Below are 17,919 nucleotides of genomic sequence, written 5' to 3'. Positions count from 1 at the left end.
CACATCCAAGCGGATGTACGTCCTCTATTCACTTTCCTCTTTCACTATATCCACTTTACGGATCATCTGGTCTTCCATGACCATCACTTCGAACTTCAGGCCATCGTAGCGGAGCGTGTCCCCTTCTACAGGGAAATCTTTGAATTCTTTCAGCAGAAATCCTGACAGCGTATCTTCCTCCTGTGGAATATCCGTGTCGAATATGGCATTGAGCCGATGCAGTGTAATCTTTCCGTCACAGACAATTCTTGTCTCACTTATGGATTCCACAAGCGCATCGTTCCTGAGATCTGTTTCATCCTCAATCTCAAAGCCGAGCATTGCTTCTATAATATCTTCATGGGTCAAAATACCTTCCGTCCCCCCGAATTCATCAATAACGACTGCGAGATGACGCCGTTCCTTCGTCATTTTACGCAGGACGTACTCGACCGGCTGGAACTCATGGATGATCAGTGGATCCAGGTCACAGAAGTCCATGAGCTTTTTGGACGGATCGACCGACCACTGGAGCAGGTATTTGGAATGGAATACACCGATGATGTCATCCATGTCTTCAGCATATACAGGATAGCGTGTATACATATGACGGATGACATGATCACGCGTTTCCTCATATGTTGCCGTGGAGGATATGACCTCCATTTCGGTCCTTGGTGTCGTCAGAACGTCTTTCACGTTCAGATTACGGAACTCCAGTACACCTTTGATACGGTATGACTCATCCTTCGCGAGCATCCCTTCGGAATCTGCGATATCGACGATCGTTCGCAGTTCATCCTTGGAAACAGATGCAGCGCCTTCCAGTTCACCTTTTGAAAGTATTCTGGCAAGTGCATCCGTCAGCCAGTTGAGCACAACGGTGATCGGCTTGAAAATGACCACAAAAAAGGTGATGACAGGTGCCACGGCCATGGCAATCGGTTCCGGGAATGTTGCCGCTACCGACTTCGGGATGACCTCGGCAAAGACGATGATTGTAATGGTAAGTACAGCAGAAGCAATCGCAACATTGACTCCGTACTCGAGCGCCATCGTCGTGACAAGTGTCGGCAGCAGAATGTTCGCTATATTGTTGCCGATAAGTATTGTAGTAATAAATACACTCGGTCTTGAAACCAGTCTCAGAAGGCGTTTTGCAGAAGCATCCCCTTTATTCGCCCTGGACTGTAATCTCATTTTATTGACTGCTGTCAGGGCTGTTTCGCTGCCTGAAAAGAACAGTGAGACGAACAGCAGTATGATGATCGCAATGATCAATTTTTATCCTCCTCGAATATATCTCTGATTATCTTAATATGTTTTTTACACAGATTCTTTTCATTTTACCATTTTTTGATGTGAATGTGTACTGAATTATCTTATCGCCTATAGAAAAATACCTGCTCTCTAAAGAGCAGGCAGAATTTCGTCTATGCCGACACATTATAGCCTTGATCTTCTATCGCTTCGTTCATGGCAGATTCCGTCACCTGCGATTCATCATATTGTACGTCCACTTTGTTCGCATCGAGATCGACGCTGGCAGAGTCTACGCCTTCCAGTCCTGATAGCGCGCCTTCGACGGCACTTCTGCAATGTTCACAGGTCATACCTTCCACCATGATTGTTTTCTGAGCCATGTAAACTCCCCTTTGCCTGATAATTTTGCTTCGCCTTCCATAGATGTACCCTTTCCACCCACTGTGGATGCATCTGGATACCTATTTGGAAAACTGCTTGAGCACTGCCATCAGTTCTTCGATGGATGTCTCACCTTCACCTTTATTGATTGCGTCTGTGACGCAATGCTTCATGTGACGCTCAGTCACAGAGTATCCAACATTCTTGAGTGCCGACTGTACGGCACTGATCTGGACAAGAATATCCACACAATAGCGGTCTTCCTCCACCATTTTCTGGATGCCCCGTATCTGGCCCTCGATCCTTTTCAATCGATTCATCACCTTGTCCTTTTCCTCATCCGTCCGCGGGATGACAGCATGTTCATGCAGATGTTCATTCATGATCATTTCACTTCCTTCGATTCTCTGAAATCTTTCACTATATTTATCGTACCCGCGCCGGGTATGTTTTTCAAGATAAATAGTCTGAAGCACTGCCCCGGTGCGGGCTAGAGGAACCGGAAGTTGTTTATTTTCACCTTATCATTCGGCACTGCCGGAATATCGTTGAACTCGAAGCTGAAATCCTGTTCCGGCACGTCATATTCCAGATCATTGACAAGGAAATCGAGTGTCGTCCGCATCATGACAATTGTTACGAATTCTCCGGCACACCGGTGGCCGAAGTCGTAGCTCCCCCCGCCCTGCGGAATGAAGTTGAACGGCGTCTGGTGCCACCCCCGGAAGCGTTCCGGCATGAACGTATCAGGCTCCACCCAGTCCGAAGGGTGGCGGTTGGTACCATAGAGATCGAGCAGTGTGAGTGTTCCGGCTTCAAAGAAGTAGCCCTGCCACTCGAAGTCGGTATCCGTCCTTGCAGCAGCGAAAGGGAAGAATGGATAGTAGCGCCGCACTTCCTGGATGAACCATTCAAGCTCGATATCATCGGCACCTTTCAGTTTGCCCTTTTCCTCAGGAAATTCATGCAGGGCAAGACCGATCATTGCCACCCATACGCTGACAGCGTTCATCGGCCGTATGAGATTCAAGATTTCAACCGCTGCAGTCTCCTTATCCAGCAGGCTGCCCTTTTCATCCCTGTGCCAGGAAAAGGTATAGAGGGCTTTGCCCTGATCCACTTCGATCCGGCCTTCCCTGACATCCTCTACGAGACCTTCAATCCAGCTGTCAAGTTTCGAACGGGAACGCCGGCCTTTCCAGTGCTGTATCCCGAGCGCAGCCGGTGATTCGTAAAGGTCGGAAATCTGCGTCGCAAGCGATTCTGTCTCGGATTCATCGAGCGGTACACCTGTCCACTTGCAAGCGACCTGAAGAAAGACCACTTTCGCAGCTTCATACAGCGACACGGTCTCAAGACTTTCAGCTTCTTTAAAATAAAGATGCCAATACTGGTGCACGAGCATACCGATTTCGTCCATTGCTTCATCATCCATCAGAGACATGAACATGGCTTTTCTGTTGCGATGCGCCTCCTGATCCAGCGTCTGTATGCCACCTTCACCAAACAGTGTCTTCTTCACTCTGGCAGGCGCCGCATCCCGCCGTCTGAAGCGGGTATCATCATAGAACAGCTCCGCCGCTTCGCTGCCTGTCAGACAGATGGCCTTCTCTCCCATGATCCGTGTTTCAAATACATCCGTATTCAATGCTTCGCGCCTGTTCATTATGAATCCGTATCCTTCTTTAAGCACGCTCAGCGTCCGATCGAACCCTTCATCTTTCGGCATGTTCTGTGCCACCATATCCCTCCTATGAATGCGTTGCTGGTAACCTTCTCTTCCCCTTCTCCTGAGCTTTAAGCATATGAAGCAGTACAAGAAAACAGATCCTGGTTCAGGTCTGCTTCTTATCGTCCCCTGGTCTGAATACAAAGTAGTTCGTCACTGCAAAAAACACGCCGGCAAGTACGCCGAACAGCCAGTTATCAAATCCGATCCCCACCAGCAGCAGAAAAAATATTCCTGACGCCAGAGCAATGGCAATACGCATATATCTTCACCTTCCAGATGTGAGACGCCCTACAGTTACAGTGCACTGATTATGCCTTTTATCATTCTTGCGATGAGTCCGAATGAGTTCAGGAACATTTCGAATAGAAAGGTGTACCAGGCTTCATTCTTATGGAATGGCGTCTCATTCTTTTTATTTCCTTTTGACATGGATATTCTCACCCACCTGCATCATTTTAATGGTCCATACGCTTAATCACAAGGAACTACTGGTGCTTTTCCAGAAACTCGAGCATGGTCTTATACACTTTGATTTCATTCTGCTTCTTGGAGAATCCGTGGCCTTCATCATCCAGCACAAGGTAGTCGATCTCTCTGCCCGCACCTCTCAGCTCTTCGACAATCTGGTCCGACTCCTCTTTGACGACCCTCGGGTCTTTTGCCCCCTGGATGACGAGCATCGGCTTTGACATCGTATCAAGATAGGTGATCGGCGAATCTTTCTCGAACCTTTCCTTATCCTTCTGTGGATCGCCGACCCAGCGTTCCATGATCGGTTTCCAGTGGTCCGGCACCGAGTTGTAGAAAGTGAAGAGGTTGGACACCCCGAATATGTCGACGACCGCCTTGAAGTACTCAGGATGTCTGCCATGCAGCAGAAGTGCCATGTATCCGCCGTAGCTCCCACCGACAAGGAAAAGCTTCTCTGGAGATGAAATGCCGTTATCAAACAGCCATTCGACAGCCGACACATTATCAAGTCGTGGCCCATGGCCCCAGTCCTGCTCGACAAGCTTTACAAATGAAGACCCGTAGCCTGTGCTGCCTCTGAAGTTCGGACAGAAGATATTGTATCCGTGGTTCAGGAACATCTGGAACATGGCACGGTAGAACTTGCGCTCTGCGGCCTGCGGTCCGCCGTGCGGCCAGAATATCGTATAGCCGTTGCTGTTTTCGGGCTTCGCACGGAACAGCAGCGCTTCGATCGGCAGTTCATCATAGGAACTGTACCGGATGGTTTCAGGTTCCACCATATCGTCCGGCGTTACACCGAGCACACGGTTTTTCGTCAGAGGTGTCCATTTTTCCTGACTGTATTCCCAGATGTTGAACGGCTGTGTTGCGCTGCCGCCAAGTACGTAGAGGTTCCCGCTCTTCACTGCAGCAAGCTGCCTGATGGAGTCGAACGGCAGAGTGATTTCATCAGACTGATCATGATTGAGATCATAGTAGTAGAGCTTATCCACAACCCCTTTCTCCGTTACGATGTACAGCATATTCCTGTCACGGTTGAACTGGATATCCGTCACCGATTCATAGCCGAAGTCCATGACTTTCGCAAATTCCTTGCGTGTCAGATTGTATTTTGCCAGATAGCTGTACTCGCTCTCGTAGTCGGTACTGAACCAGACTTCGTCATCCTTTACGAATGTCATCCCGCCGACCGTATGCACCACGTCCGGATTCGGCGTAATATAGTCGATGTCCGAACCAATTTTGATGAAACCAAGAATATAAGTATTGGCCAGCACCTGGACATGCGCCGTGTTCTGTTCATCGAGTGATACATCAACCAGGTAGGTCGGCCCCCGCTCCCCTTCATGCAGTGTCCGCATTTCACCTGTCCCGATATCGTACACCTTGGTGTCGAGGAAACTCTCGTTCCCTTTTGAAGTCATATAATAGATCTTATTGCCATCCTGGGACAGCTTGCCGAAGAAGTACTTCTCGTCCGCTTCACCAGTAATCAGCGGCTTCGGCACGCCACCTTCCGGTCCTACAGCATAGATCTGGTAGTTTTCATCCCCGTCATGGTCATATCCGGCAAGAACATAGCGCGCCTTCGGATCATATTTTATGAAGCTCGTATTCTCATCCTTCTGTGCGAAAAGAAACGGATATGTTTCCGTAGTATCCATCGCCCAGATGTTCACTTTGCCATTCAGGTTGGTACTGAAAAGAATCTTCTTCTCATCCGGACTCACTGTAAAATTGTTGATGTTATAGGATGTAAAGAACTGCTCCACCGTCGGTTTTGGAAATCCAATCATTATACAGACCCCTTTTTTATTTAAATGTATACTTTCCCCCATTGTAGTCGAAAATCATTTTTGTGACAATTCAGACATATCCGGGATGGGTTGCCTTGTCGGTTTTGTCACCTCTTGCTCATGACACCCTACCAAGGCGAATTAAACCCCTATCTCTCCACAAAAAAACAGCATGCACTCGATGTGCATGCTGTCCTTCGCATAGCTTTACTTGATGTTGATGACGACATCATCGTTGTTTACTTTGCCCAGTTCTCTTGCTGCAATTTCTGTACCGGCTGGTCCGGTGATGATGATTGGTGTGATGTCGCTCTTCGCGTTCTGTCTGATGTGGTCGAGGTCGACCTCCATCAGTACATCACCTTTTTTGATCTTGTCACCAGTCGCAACTTTCAGATCGAAGCCTTCGCCTTTCAGGTTGACTGTATCGAGTCCGAAGTGGATGAGGAGTTCGAGTCCACCTTCGTTGACGAGGCCGAGTGCGTGCTTGGTCGGGAAGTCAGTGACGATTTCTCCATCGAATGGTGCTCTGACGATGCCGCTTGATGGCTTGATCGCAACGCCATCGCCCATCATCTTCTCACTGAAGACCTGATCCGGCACTTCGGAAAGGTCGACTGCTTCACCTTCGATTGGTGAATAGACGTCTTTATTTTCATCGGACATCATCTGTGAGTCCTTGGCCGCTTCCATATCATCGTCTGTGGATTCCGTCACTGTTGTTTCGGATGGTGATGAAATTTCTCCATCGATGATACGCTGCATGTCATTTCTGATCTGGTCGGATTTCGGTCCGAAGATCGCCTGCATATTATTGCCGACTTTCATGACACCTGAAGCACCGAGTGCTTTCAGTTCCTGCTCATCAACCGCAGCAGTATCGGCTACTTCCACTCGGAGACGTGTGATGCATGCATCGAGATGCTTGATGTTCTCTTCTCCACCCATAGCAGCGAGTACGTTGAATGGCAGTTCCTGTGCTGTGGAGATTGTTGTTTCTGAAGTTTCGTCTTCTCTACCTGGTGTTTTAAGGTTCAACGCCTGGATGAGTACGCGGAAGACCACATAGTAGATGACCGCATAAGCTGCACCGACGATGAGTACCCACCACCATTCGGTACGATTCTGAAGAATACCGAATAGGAAGAAGTCGATGAAACCGCCTGAGAATGTGTAGCCCAGATTCAAGTCAAGCAGGTACAGGATCAGGAAGCTGAGTCCATCGAGTACTGCGTGGATGAAATAAAGCAGTGGCGCAACGAACAGGAATGAGAACTCAAGGGGTTCTGTGATACCTGTCAGGAAACTTGTCAGCGCTGCTGAAATCATGATGCCTGCAACGTATTTCTTACGTTCCGGGCGTGCTGTGTGATACATGGCAAGGGCTGCTGCCGGCAGACCGAACATCATGACCGGGAATTCACCCTGCATGAAGTTACCTGCAGTCAGCTCAACACCGTCACGCAGCTGTGCGAAGAAGATGTTCAGGTCCCCACGGACAATTTCCCCTGCTGCGTTCGTGTAGGTTCCGAACTCGAACCAGAATGGGGCATGGAAAATGTGGTGCAGTCCGAAAGGAATAAGTAGTCGTTTGATCATACCAAAAGCAAATACGCCGATTGCCGTATTTTCTTCCATCAGCCAGAGTGATATTTCATTCATGGCACCCTGGATCGGCGGCCAGATGATGAACATCGCCAGACCGATGATGAATGCTGCTGCTGCTGTCACAATCGGCACGAAGCGCTTTCCGGCAAAGAAGCCGAGGAAGTCCGGCAGATTGATATTATAGAACTTGTTGTAGGCCCAGGCAGCAAGTATACCGATGATGATACCACCGAATACACCGGTCTGGATCGTTGGAATGCCAAGAACATTGGCATAGGCCGGGTCATCTGCTGCCAATTCCGGTGTCACGCCTGCAATCTGACCCATCGTAACGTTCATGATCATGTAGCCGACAAATGCTGCGATTGCTGCGACACCGTCACCTTTCGCGAGACCGACGGCGACACCTAGTGCGAATAGTAAGGCCAGATTATCAAATACAACTGCACCTGCTGCCTGCAGCATGTCGGATAAGGCAACAATCCAACCGGCTTCCAGGAACGGCAGCCATTCAACCATCGCTTCAGTCTGCAGTGCAGCACCGATACCGAGCATCAGACCGGCAGCCGGCAGGATCGCAACCGGAAGCATCAATGCTTTACCGATACGCTGAAGCTGTCCAAAAAGCTTTCTGAACATAGTAATTTCCTCCTAATGAAAAGATTTTGTTTTATGAAAATGACACAGAAAAAGACATGAGAATACAGGGATAGTTAAATAAACCATTCCTGTAGACTCATGCCCTTACCGGTAACACGTCTATTTAGAATAATGTCTGAAATGCTGTATGTGCATCGTAAGATAGACGACTTCCGAGTCGTACACCTTGCGCTGCAATTTATTCTGTATCATCTTCATAATTTTTACAGCTATATTATAGCACATCGGATATTGCGCTTTCAACAGCAAATCGAATTGTTCCTGTGAAGGGACACTTTCACCGTTCATTACCCGCTGGACGCAGAAGCTGATATGCCGCACGAAGCGGTCATACTGGATGGAAGACTGGTCGATTGTCGTCTCGAGTCCGTATTCGATGATGACGATGGCCTGGTGCACCACTTCCGACAGTACATTCATATCATGGAGTGAACGGTTGTATATGGACGAATGGACATGAAGCGCAATGAAACCCACTTCCGCTTCCGGCAGATGGATGCCATATTTCTTGTTGAACATTTCAACGACTGCTTCCGCAATCCGGAATTCCTTCGGGTAGAGTGCCTTCGTTTCATTGACGAAAGGATTGGTAATCTCTATGCCCTCCTCCTGCCGCTTCATCGCGAAAAGCAGATGGTCCGTCAGTGACAGCAGAATCCTGTTGTTGATGTTTTCCGTCGTCATCTCATCGATCAGTTCGATGGCTTCAAGTGTAGACTGGAATAGACGCTCGTCCGCCATGGTCAGAAGCGTCTGGTATCTGCTCGTATCCTGCTGGCCCTCGAGCTTGTAGACCTTATCCGCCTCTTCGATATCCAGCACATCCCCGTTCTTCTTGCCGAACCCGATGCCACGGCCGATCAGTACAACTTCCTCGAACTCATCCCTGCCAATTACTACATTGTTATTCAGAGCTTTCTCTATCGTCACCAAGAGCGTATCCCACTTTCCTCATCTGCTCATTCAAATATATATAATGCAGACGATAAGTGCAAGGTGTATATAGCCAATAAAAAAGCCGGGGCTCCCCGGCTTGAAATCCATTCTAATGTGCCTTTGTCGTAAAATTGACGAGTGAGCGTATGGCCGTTTCGATACTCTTCTCGGAAAATATGACTTCCGGACTGTGAAGGGAATAGGTACTCTTCTCTTCACCTTTGATCTTTGTGCCTACCCGGAAGGCAGCGCCGATATAATCCTGCATATAGAAAGCGAAATCTTCAGAACCCATGGAAGGCTCCTTCAGCTCATGAAACTTTACATCTTCACCACTATTGATGAAATCATTGACAAGTTCCTTATTATTGATGACAGGCGGGCAATAGCGACTGTATTCAATGTTGCAGTCGGCATCCGACATCTTCATCAGGTCGTCTGTATACTCACCCAGCATGCGCTTCGCCATGTCGATGGACTTTTCAGAAAAGCTTCGTATGCTGCCACCGAAATGAAGCGCATCCGGGATGACGTTGTTCTTCTCCCCTGCATGAATTTGTCCGACTGTGATGACAACCGGTGTCGCCGGGTCATTGAACCGTGACGCGATGCCCTGGATGAACTGGATGATGTTTGATGCCAGGTAGATCGGATCGGCTGTCGTATCGGGATGCGCCGCATGGCCACCCTTGGCAGTCAGCTTCACATCAAAAGTGATTGATCCGGCCATCATATCCTCTTCCCTGTAGCCGATCAGACCTTCTTCAAGCGTCGGCCACGTGTGGAACATGATCATCTTGTCGACCGGAATCTCAAGGCGCTTCAGTTCATCATTTATATACTTCGCCCCTTCAAGCGTCTCTTCCGCCGGCTGGAAAATGAAGACAAGATTATACTTGAGGTCTTCATACAGCTCATTGATGACTTTCGCAAAGCCGTAGATGATGCTCGTGTGGATGTCATGTCCACACGCATGCATGACACCTTCATTTTCAGATTTGAAATCGAGATCATTCTCCTCTGTAATGGGCAGAGCATCCATATCCGCCCGCACCCCGATATACTCGTAGCTCGGGTCCTTCTCCAGCACACCAATCAGCCCGGTATCCTCGGACAGTTCGTAGAATTCTATATCCGTGTCCTCAAGCCCATGTGCCACAAGTTTCGTCGTCTCATATTCCTTGAAGCTCAGTTCCGGTGCCTTATGAAGTCTTCTTCTGAAATTGATGACATGCTCCAGATGATTATCTATTGCGCGATCTTTTACAGTCATTAATAAACCCACTTTCCTCTTGATTATTATATTAATAACATATCCGTATGAAACATTTTCAAACGTTTATCACGCCTCGTAAGTTCAGCAACATAAAAAAAGCATATGAGGGCCGTGACACCCTCATATACCTCCAATATCAATCTGTCTTGCTTTTGAACCGTTCCACTATCTCTTTACCAATTTCGATCGAGCATGTCGCAGCAGGGGATGGGGCATTCAGAACATGCAGGCTTCGCTCATCCTCTTCAAAGTAGAAATCATCCAGCAATGTACCATCGGGTTTCATCGCCTGGGCTCTGACACCTGCTTCCATCGGCTGTATATGTTCTTCATCCAGGAGGGGTATCAGTTTTTTCGCTTCTTTTACAAATGCTTTTTTGTTAAATGAGCGATAGTATTCACCAATTGCCTCTTTAATATTTTTAATCCCCATGCGATATAATCCAGGGAAAGTGAGTATTTCTGTTGTTTCCCTAAAATCGAATCCGATTTTTCCGTAGGCTTCCTTCTTGAAACCAAGTACTGCATTTGGTCCGACATCTACGCCGCCACCAATCATGTTTGTGAAATGGACGCCAAGGAATGGCAGTTCAGGATTCGGTACTGGATATATCAGCGTACGGACGTAATGTTCGACACTCTCATCGAGCTTGAAGTACTCTCCCCTGAAGGGAATGATACGGACTGCGGTGTCAATGCCGCAAAGACGTGCCAGCTTATCACTGTAGAGCCCTGCACAGTTGATAAGGTAATCCGCTTCATAATGTTCCTGGCTGGTCTTGATCATGAGATGATTGTCTCTTCTCTCGATGTCTTCCACCTGTGCACTGTAATGTATGATGCCACCACCCGCTTCAAAAAGTTCTCCGAACTTCTCTGTCACAAGCCTATAGTCTACAATGCCTGTGTCTTTGACAAGGATTCCGGCAACTGTCCGGACAAAAGGCTCAATTTCGCGCACCTTCTGACCATCGAGCAGAGTGACATCCAGGTGATTTTCCAACCCACGTTCGTATAGCGCCTTAAGCCGTGGTATTTCCGCTTCACTGGTTGCTACGATCACTTTACCGCACTGGTTGTACTCTATGTCATGTGCTTTACAGAAGGCGATCATCGACTTGGAGCCATTGCGTGCAAACTGTGCTTTATAGGATCCTGGACGATAATATATACCGGAATGGATGACGCCACTGTTGTGTCCGGTCTGATGAGTGGCTGCTGCTGCTTCCTTTTCAACAACTGTAATCTGCTTATCCGGATACTCCTTTGAGAGATGATAAGCCGTACTCAGGCCGATAATGCCGGCACCTACAATAAGAATATCTGTTTTCATCCTTCCATCACCCCACAAGCTTCTGCTACAACTTCAACTATATGCCTGACTTCGATTTCCCTACTCAACCCTTCGCGTTCCACACCAAGCTTCATCTGTATGTGGCAGCCCGGGTTGGAAGTGATGATCAGATCAGGACGTGTCTGCTTGACGTTATTCATTTTCATATCCAGAATCTGCATGGATTCATCAAAATGAAGAATATTATAGACACCTGCCGAGCCGCAGCATAGTGACTTTTCATTCATTTCCACATAATCGAGTCCCGGGATCTTTCTGATGATATCCAAAGGTTCACTGAATACTTTCTGTACATTTTCCAGGTGGCATGATGGCTGGTACACTGCTCTGCGATTGACTTCGTTTGAGAAATCAAATTCTATCATGGCCATGATCTGGGAAATATCACGCACTTTGTCTGTAAATGCTCTGGCACGATCATGCCAGTTCGTACCAGGCACAAACAGTTTGTCATACTCTTTCAATGTTGCCCCGCAGCCGCCAATGGTGTTTACGATGTAATCGAAATCATATTTTTCATATGCCTCGATATTCTTCATTGCCAGCTCCAGTGTACGATCTGCTTCCCCTGCATGATGCTGGAGTGCGCCACAGCACGTCTGCGTCGGAATATTCGTTACCTGAATTCCGTTTTTCTTCATTATTTTCATAGCCAGCGAGTTAATATGCGCAAAAAAAGATTCCATTATACAGCCTTGAAAGAACCCGACTGACATTTCTTTATTCCTGAATGGATTGACGCTTCTTGAAATCCTTCGACTTAGAACGACATCGGGCATCGCTTTATTCAGCTGATTGAATTTGTCTACAGGTTTCAGCAGATTTTTTTTATTCACCAATCCCTGTACACCTGACAGCTGATAAGCATATAAACCTCTGTTGATGAGACGCAGCACTTTTTTATGCTTCAGGGCAATTCCGAAAGCAGATGTTCGAATACCTTTTTCTATAACACCTGTGCTTTTATTCTCTTCAAGTACTTCCACTGCGGACATCAGAATGTCTCCATACCTTACATTAGTTGGACAGATGGTTTCACACGCTCTGCATCCCAGACAAAGATCGATGCCTTCTCGCATATCTTCAATGGAAATTTTCTCTTCCGCTGCCATCTTGACAAGATTGATCCTGCCTCTTGGTGAGTGTTTTTCTTTCTTGAATGCAAGATAGGTCGGGCATACTGGCAGACAGTAGCCGCATTGTACACAGTCAAAAGTGGCACGATAGTCCAGTTTATCTATTAATGTCTCAGTCATTTTGCAACACTAACCTTTTTTCTCCAGGTTCAGGAAAGATTTTGCCTGGATTAAGAATATTTTTTGGATCCAATGCTTTCTTGATGGCTTTTTGAAAAAGCACGCCATCATCACTGATTTCGTTGGCAAGAAACGCTTTTTTCATTGTTCCGATACCATGCTCACCTGATAAGGTACCGCCAAGTTCGATGGCATATTTAAAAATTTCCTCGACAGCGTCTTCAACTCTTCCGACTTCATCAGAGTCCCTCATGTTCGTATTGATGGTTGGATGCAGATTGCCGTCCCCCGCATGACCGAATACAACAATGTTCAAATTATACTTGCGCTTGATTTCATCAATTTTCCTGAACATATCAGGAATTTTACTGAGAGGCACTGTCGCATCCTCTGATATTTTCGTATAGCCACTTGTAACAATAGCGGGCGAAACGAGTTTTCTGACTTGCCAAAGCCTGGCTTCTTCCTCTTTATCACTGGCTATCTGGATGTCGTCCACTCCTATCTTTTTCAAAGCTTCCTGCACAATATCGAGCTCTTTTGACAGGACATCAGGATCCCCATCCACTTCCACCAGCAGAATTGCTGCTGCCTCCCTGGGTAGATCAAGCCCTGCATAATCGACCACTTTATTGATTGCGTTTCTATCCAGTATTTCCATTTTGGATGGTCTTACCCCGGAAGTAAGTATTTTTGATATGGATTGTCCAGCCGTGTACAGATCATCAAATATGATCATGGCTGTTCTGGTATCCAGCGGCTTTGGTATGAGACGTAATGTCGCTTCTGTAATAATGGCAAGCGTTCCTTCAGAACCGATGATCAGCTTGGTAAGGTCGTATCCTGTCACATTCTTGACCGTATTCCCTCCAGTCTTAAGCACCTTGCCATCCGCTGTAACTATTTCCAGCCCAATGACATAATCTTTTGTCACCCCGTACTTCACCCCTCTTGGTCCACCTGCGTTCTCGGCAAGGTTGCCACCGATGGTACAGATGGAAGAAGAGGAAGGATCGGGTGGATACATGAGGTTGTAAGATTCGGCCAACTTGTGGATATCACCTGTTATGACTCCCGGACTGGCTTTGATGATAAGGTCTTCAGGATAGATCTCGAGCTTGCTGTGCCACTGTGAGAAATCCAGCACAATTCCCCCATGAACCGGGAGTGGCCCGCCTGACAGACTGGTGCTTGCCCCTCTGGCATATAGAGGGATTTCATATTCGTTGGCAATACATACAGTCTGCTGCACTTCTTCTGTGGACAGGACCTGTACTACGCAGTCCGGTAGATATTGACCAAAAGAACCGTCATATCCGTACGACACTCTTTCATCAATTTCCGTCAGAAGACGGTCACCCATAAAATTTTTCAGCTTTTCCATAGCATTATTATTCATACTCCAACCCCCTATACTCTTTCATCACCCAGTTTTCTTCTCATGTTATACAAGTGCGCTTTCATGCTTTCTTCTGCTCTTAGTGAATCCTGGTTTCTAATTGCATCAAATATATTTTCATGTTCCGAAAAGACCTGCTCCCGTTTTGCCGGTCTCCCAACATTAAGCTTCAACGAAAATTCCAAAGCATTCTGGTGAATGTTTTGCAGGTTACTGAATGTCTGGATCATAAACGCGTTTCCTGTAGCCAGTACGATTGCTTCGTGGAAATCATAATCCGCCTTGACTCCGATCGCCTTCTGATCGACTGTGATTTTTCTGAAGTCATTGAGTGCTGCTTCAATTTTTAACAGATCTTCATCTGATCTTCTAATGGCGGCCATTGATGCTGACTGGACTTCGATCACCGTCCTCATTTCCAGCAGATCGAAAAGTTCCTTCGTATCGAACCCATCAAATGTGAACTGCATCATTTCATCAGTTATCATACTGTTTTTAACAAAAGAGCCTTTACCCTGATTCGACTCCACATAGCCCCAGGAAGCGAGTTTACTGATCGCCTCCCTTACAGGCACACGGCTTACATCATAATATTTTGCAAGCTGATTCTCCGAAGGCAGTTTATCCCCTATGCCGTATTCTCCACTTTTTATCGATTCCGCAATGTCATTGAAAATAAGCTGTGACAGGTTTTCCTTCTTAATTGGTTTCATCCAGTTCTGTTGCCTCCAATATTTTTCTGGTCCTGGCATAGTGTACAATTATAACTATGATGAACAATCCAATACCAATCAGATCAAACATCTGGTTTGTGGTAATCAGCAGGAAGGCGACTGCAATCATTGCCATTCTTTCAACTATATATAACCTGGCCCTTATGAAGTTTCCCATACCGACTGCCAGAGCATATACTCCAACTATGGCTGTTGCAAAGGTAATCAGTAATGATCCATAGTTTACCGGACCTTCCGAAGCATCCATCAGAAGTATCGGATCATATGCAATGATGAAAGGTATGATGAATCCAGGCAACGCCAGTCTAAGCGCGGTCCAGGATGTTTTCATCGGATCAGAGTCAGCTATACCGGCACCTGTATAGGCTGCCAGGGCTACTGGCGGTGTAACATTGGACATTGCACCAAAGTAGAAGACGAAGAAATGGGCTGCCAGAGGCGTAATGCCTGCCTGGACCAGCGCAGGTGCAGCAGTGACCGCTACTACAATATAAAGTGCTGTTGAAGGCAAACCGAAACTGAGGATGATGCATGTAACCATCACCATAACAAGAATCAGGAACAGATTCCCTCCAGCTATGTCAATTACGTTGTATGCGAGCATTGAGCCCACACCACTCATTGATACGACTGCAATGATGATGCCTACAGACGCACAGGCAATCGCCACCTGTATTGAACCTTTTGCACCATCTACAAGAGAACCAAAAAATTTCTGTATCGTAATTCGATTTGTTTTGTCTTTAGTCAGATAAGAAGTGATAATGACAGCGATAATTCCTGCAAAACCAGCAAAAATAGCTGTCCTTCCAGTAAGCAGTACACCAAATACAATGATGATTGGCAGAAGCAGAGCGCCACGTTGAAGCAGGACTGCTTTCACTTCAGGAATATTATCTTTGCTGAGACCTTTGAGCCCCATTTTCTTCGCTTCAGCGTCCACTGCAAATATAAGAGCAATATAGTAGAGAAGTGCCGGAATGATACCTGCGATGATGACAACTGTATAAGGAACACCAAGGAAACCCGCCATTATGAAGGCTGCAGCACCCATAATCGGGGGCATGATCATCCCGCCTGTTGAAGCGGCCGCCTCAACACCTGCCGCGAACCGCGACTTCAGACCGATGCTCTTCATCAAAGGAATCGTAAAAGCACCTGTTGTTGCTACGTTTGCAACAGCACTACCATTCAGGGAACCTGTCAGTGCACTTGTTATGACCGCTACCTGCGCAGGTCCGCCCCTTCTCTGCCCGGCAATTGCCAACGCCAGATCATTGAACAGCTTGCTTGCCCCACTCGCGCTCAGAAACGCTCCAAAAAGAATGAACAGTACGATATATGTGGATGCAATGGATAGCGTGCTTCCGAATATTCCATTTGAAGTCATGTATACTCTGTAGAGCAGCCGATCCAGACTGAATCCCGAGTGGGCAAAATCAATAGGGAAATAGGCTCCGTATACTGCATAGATCATCGCCAGGACACTGAGTATGGGGATGAACCATCCAATTGTCCTTCTTGTAATTTCGAAAACTACAAGTATGCAAAGCACCGCAAATATATAATCCGTCGTATTTGCCTGCGACATTCTTTCTACATGCAAGTTCGTATAGTTTACTGTGATGTACCCGATTGAAATGATTGCAAGTATTATCAGAGCAATATCCATATAGGAAAATTTCTGATCCGGCTTCTTCTTATTGGGTGCATAGAGGAAAAAGCCAAGTACGACAATCAGCGTTATAAAAATTGTATTTCTGTAAAACTCCTGGATGTTCAGGTAGCTGGAGGTGAGCAGAACAAATATGGATAGGACGATTGCAACTAAAGCGGCGGTTTTGGCAGATACACCCTGCAGTCTGTCATTTTCCATCTTTCCAACTGGCGTGTCCGAAGTTTGGATCTGATTCGTCTTATCATTCATTTTGAGCGCCTCCCTCCTGTATTTCTTCAGGAATCAGTTTTTCGTCTATTTCCAGCCCCTGCTCTTTGAAATATCTATAGGCCCCCGCATGAAGCGGTGTATTGAGACCTTCCAGAGCGGTTTCAATCTGCATTTCCCTTGCTGAGTTATGAACACCGATCATAAACTCACGATTCTCAAATAGAATTCTGGTCAGATTGTAGACCATTTCTTCATCCATAGCTGTTGATGTAACCAGTATATTCGGCTGTGCAATTGTTTCTATGTCTTCAGTCTGCCTTGGATAGGTTCCTTCTTCTATAGTGTATTTATACCAGGCGTCCACAATAGAATTCACAGCTTCGAGCTGTTCGTCCGTTATGCTGAGTATTTCGGCATCCAGCCCACTCGCAAACATATCGGTAATGGCTGAGACCGGCGTACCGGCGGGGAGTGATCCCCCCTCAAGCCTCCCATCCCTCATCGAGGAAATCGTATCGTCGTACCCCAGATATTCCGGCCTTATGCTGTTCTTATCAAGGCCAAGGCTTTCCATTATCGTCAAGGTCGACTGCTCAGTCCCACTTGCCTGAGGACCAACAGAGAAGGAGTTCCCTTCTATATCAGAAATGTTTCCAGTCTCCACTTCACTTGTCATCAGTACAAAGTGTTCGACATTCGGCCAGATCATTCCGATGGCCCTAAGGTCTCCATAGGCATCGCCTTCATAAATACCACTGCCCTCTGATGCTTGTGTAGAAATCAAGTTTTGCAGAATGGCCATGTCCGCTTCCCCATTTTTAAGCAGATCAATATTTTCAACGGAACCCGCAGAAGACTGACCATTGAATTTGATATTCTGTTCCTTGTATTGCTCTGTCCAAAGCTGTCCCATCCCGACACCAATTGGATAATATGTACCACCGGTTGATGCTGTCGCAATATTGTAGACTTCCTTTTTTTCAAAGTTGCAGCTCGATAAGACCATCATGGTTACAATTAGAAGTATTGAAGCAACGCTCTTCTTCACAAATTATCCCCCTTATTTACTTATGAATGCGCTTTCACTTGTAATACAATATCATCATGTTATAACATCAATTCTGAAAGTTCAATGTTTTTAGAGGAATTTTTGCTATTTATTTGCATTTTTATTACATAACTT

Annotated in this window: 16 protein-coding genes; all 16 read right to left on the bottom strand. The window is 46.7% G+C overall.

Annotated elements, in window-relative coordinates; translation table 11 throughout:
* Positions 1–24 precede the first annotated feature (24 nt).
* Positions 25–1,260, bottom strand: a complete 1,236-nt coding sequence (locus J4760_RS07275; protein WP_145289338.1) for a hemolysin family protein — start codon at positions 1,258–1,260, stop codon at positions 25–27.
* Positions 1,261–1,412: 152 nt separating this feature from the next.
* A complete protein-coding gene (gene copZ, locus J4760_RS07270) occupies positions 1,413–1,622 on the bottom strand; it encodes a copper chaperone CopZ (protein ID WP_145289341.1) in 210 nt (69 codons plus the stop codon).
* Between the two features lie 81 nt (positions 1,623–1,703).
* Positions 1,704–2,006 carry a metal-sensing transcriptional repressor gene (locus J4760_RS07265; RefSeq protein WP_145289344.1) on the bottom strand — a complete coding sequence of 101 codons (303 nt, stop codon included), beginning with the start codon at positions 2,004–2,006 and terminating at the stop codon, positions 1,704–1,706.
* 107 nt (positions 2,007–2,113) lie between these two features.
* Positions 2,114–3,364, bottom strand: a complete 1,251-nt coding sequence (locus J4760_RS07260) for a cytochrome P450 (protein WP_370637546.1) — start codon at positions 3,362–3,364, stop codon at positions 2,114–2,116.
* 94 nt (positions 3,365–3,458) lie between these two features.
* Positions 3,459–3,614 (bottom strand): hypothetical protein, encoded by a 156-nt coding sequence (locus J4760_RS07255; protein ID WP_237605275.1) that lies wholly within the window; start codon positions 3,612–3,614, stop codon positions 3,459–3,461.
* Positions 3,615–3,649: 35 nt separating this feature from the next.
* Entirely contained in the window at positions 3,650–3,784 is a 135-nt protein-coding gene (locus J4760_RS13260) for a hypothetical protein (protein WP_255695344.1), read from the bottom strand.
* Between the two features lie 56 nt (positions 3,785–3,840).
* A complete protein-coding gene (locus J4760_RS07250; protein ID WP_237605274.1) occupies positions 3,841–5,625 on the bottom strand; it encodes a S9 family peptidase in 1,785 nt (594 codons plus the stop codon).
* Positions 5,626–5,832: 207 nt separating this feature from the next.
* The gene (gene ptsG / locus J4760_RS07245) at positions 5,833–7,872 is read right to left on the bottom strand and encodes a glucose-specific PTS transporter subunit IIBC (protein WP_145289352.1); all 2,040 of its coding nucleotides are present in this window, start codon (positions 7,870–7,872) and stop codon (positions 5,833–5,835) included.
* Positions 7,873–7,992: 120 nt separating this feature from the next.
* Entirely contained in the window at positions 7,993–8,823 is an 831-nt protein-coding gene (glcT, locus tag J4760_RS07240; protein WP_237605273.1) for a glucose PTS transporter transcription antiterminator GlcT, read from the bottom strand.
* Positions 8,824–8,938: 115 nt separating this feature from the next.
* Positions 8,939–10,102 carry a M20 metallopeptidase family protein gene (locus J4760_RS07235; RefSeq protein ID WP_145289357.1) on the bottom strand — a complete coding sequence of 388 codons (1,164 nt, stop codon included), beginning with the start codon at positions 10,100–10,102 and terminating at the stop codon, positions 8,939–8,941.
* 139 nt (positions 10,103–10,241) lie between these two features.
* Positions 10,242–11,438: an L-2-hydroxyglutarate oxidase gene (gene lhgO / locus J4760_RS07230; protein ID WP_237605272.1), complete on the bottom strand. Its 1,197-nt coding sequence runs from the start codon at positions 11,436–11,438 to the stop codon at positions 10,242–10,244.
* Positions 11,435–12,715, bottom strand: coding sequence for a (Fe-S)-binding protein (locus J4760_RS07225; protein WP_145289364.1), 1,281 nt, complete (start codon positions 12,713–12,715; stop codon positions 11,435–11,437). Before J4760_RS07225 ends, lhgO begins: the two co-directional genes overlap by 4 nt.
* On the bottom strand, positions 12,708–14,099 hold the full coding sequence (locus J4760_RS07220; protein ID WP_370637548.1) for an FAD-binding oxidoreductase: 1,392 nt from the start codon (positions 14,097–14,099) through the stop codon (positions 12,708–12,710). The genes J4760_RS07225 and J4760_RS07220 overlap by 8 nt, the downstream gene beginning before the upstream one ends.
* Before the next feature lie 26 nt (positions 14,100–14,125).
* Positions 14,126–14,827: a FadR/GntR family transcriptional regulator gene (locus J4760_RS07215; RefSeq protein ID WP_186365539.1), complete on the bottom strand. Its 702-nt coding sequence runs from the start codon at positions 14,825–14,827 to the stop codon at positions 14,126–14,128.
* The gene (locus J4760_RS07210; RefSeq protein ID WP_237605271.1) at positions 14,814–16,775 is read right to left on the bottom strand and encodes a TRAP transporter permease; all 1,962 of its coding nucleotides are present in this window, start codon (positions 16,773–16,775) and stop codon (positions 14,814–14,816) included. Before J4760_RS07210 ends, J4760_RS07215 begins: the two co-directional genes overlap by 14 nt.
* Positions 16,768–17,784 (bottom strand): TAXI family TRAP transporter solute-binding subunit, encoded by a 1,017-nt coding sequence (locus J4760_RS07205; RefSeq protein ID WP_145289377.1) that lies wholly within the window; start codon positions 17,782–17,784, stop codon positions 16,768–16,770. The genes J4760_RS07210 and J4760_RS07205 overlap by 8 nt, the downstream gene beginning before the upstream one ends.
* Positions 17,785–17,919 lie beyond the last annotated feature (135 nt).

This window comes from Salinicoccus sp. ID82-1, assembly GCF_021991715.1.
GTDB lineage: Bacteria > Bacillota > Bacilli > Staphylococcales > Salinicoccaceae > Salinicoccus > Salinicoccus cyprini.
Note: the sequence above shows the minus strand (reverse complement) of the source record. Positions and strands in the feature narration are given on the sequence as shown.

Excerpts from the sequence above, each read along its gene's own strand:
- copZ (WP_145289341.1), bottom strand. The coding sequence starts at position 1,622 with ATGGCTCAGAAAACAATCATGGTGGAAGGTATGACCTGTGAACATTGC.
- J4760_RS07265 (WP_145289344.1), bottom strand. The coding sequence starts at position 2,006 with ATGAATGAACATCTGCATGAACATGCTGTCATCCCGCGGACGGATGAG.
- J4760_RS07255 (WP_237605275.1), bottom strand. The coding sequence starts at position 3,614 with ATGCGTATTGCCATTGCTCTGGCGTCAGGAATATTTTTTCTGCTGCTG.
- J4760_RS13260 (WP_255695344.1), bottom strand. The coding sequence starts at position 3,784 with ATGTCAAAAGGAAATAAAAAGAATGAGACGCCATTCCATAAGAATGAA.
- J4760_RS07250 (WP_237605274.1), bottom strand. The coding sequence starts at position 5,625 with ATGATTGGATTTCCAAAACCGACGGTGGAGCAGTTCTTTACATCCTAT.
- ptsG (WP_145289352.1), bottom strand. The coding sequence starts at position 7,872 with ATGTTCAGAAAGCTTTTTGGACAGCTTCAGCGTATCGGTAAAGCATTG.
- J4760_RS07235 (WP_145289357.1), bottom strand. The coding sequence starts at position 10,102 with ATGACTGTAAAAGATCGCGCAATAGATAATCATCTGGAGCATGTCATC.
- lhgO (WP_237605272.1), bottom strand. The coding sequence starts at position 11,438 with ATGAAAACAGATATTCTTATTGTAGGTGCCGGCATTATCGGCCTGAGT.
- J4760_RS07225 (WP_145289364.1), bottom strand. The coding sequence starts at position 12,715 with ATGACTGAGACATTAATAGATAAACTGGACTATCGTGCCACTTTTGAC.
- J4760_RS07220 (WP_370637548.1), bottom strand. The coding sequence starts at position 14,099 with ATGGAAAAGCTGAAAAATTTTATGGGTGACCGTCTTCTGACGGAAATT.
- J4760_RS07215 (WP_186365539.1), bottom strand. The coding sequence starts at position 14,827 with ATGAAACCAATTAAGAAGGAAAACCTGTCACAGCTTATTTTCAATGAC.
- J4760_RS07210 (WP_237605271.1), bottom strand. The coding sequence starts at position 16,775 with ATGAATGATAAGACGAATCAGATCCAAACTTCGGACACGCCAGTTGGA.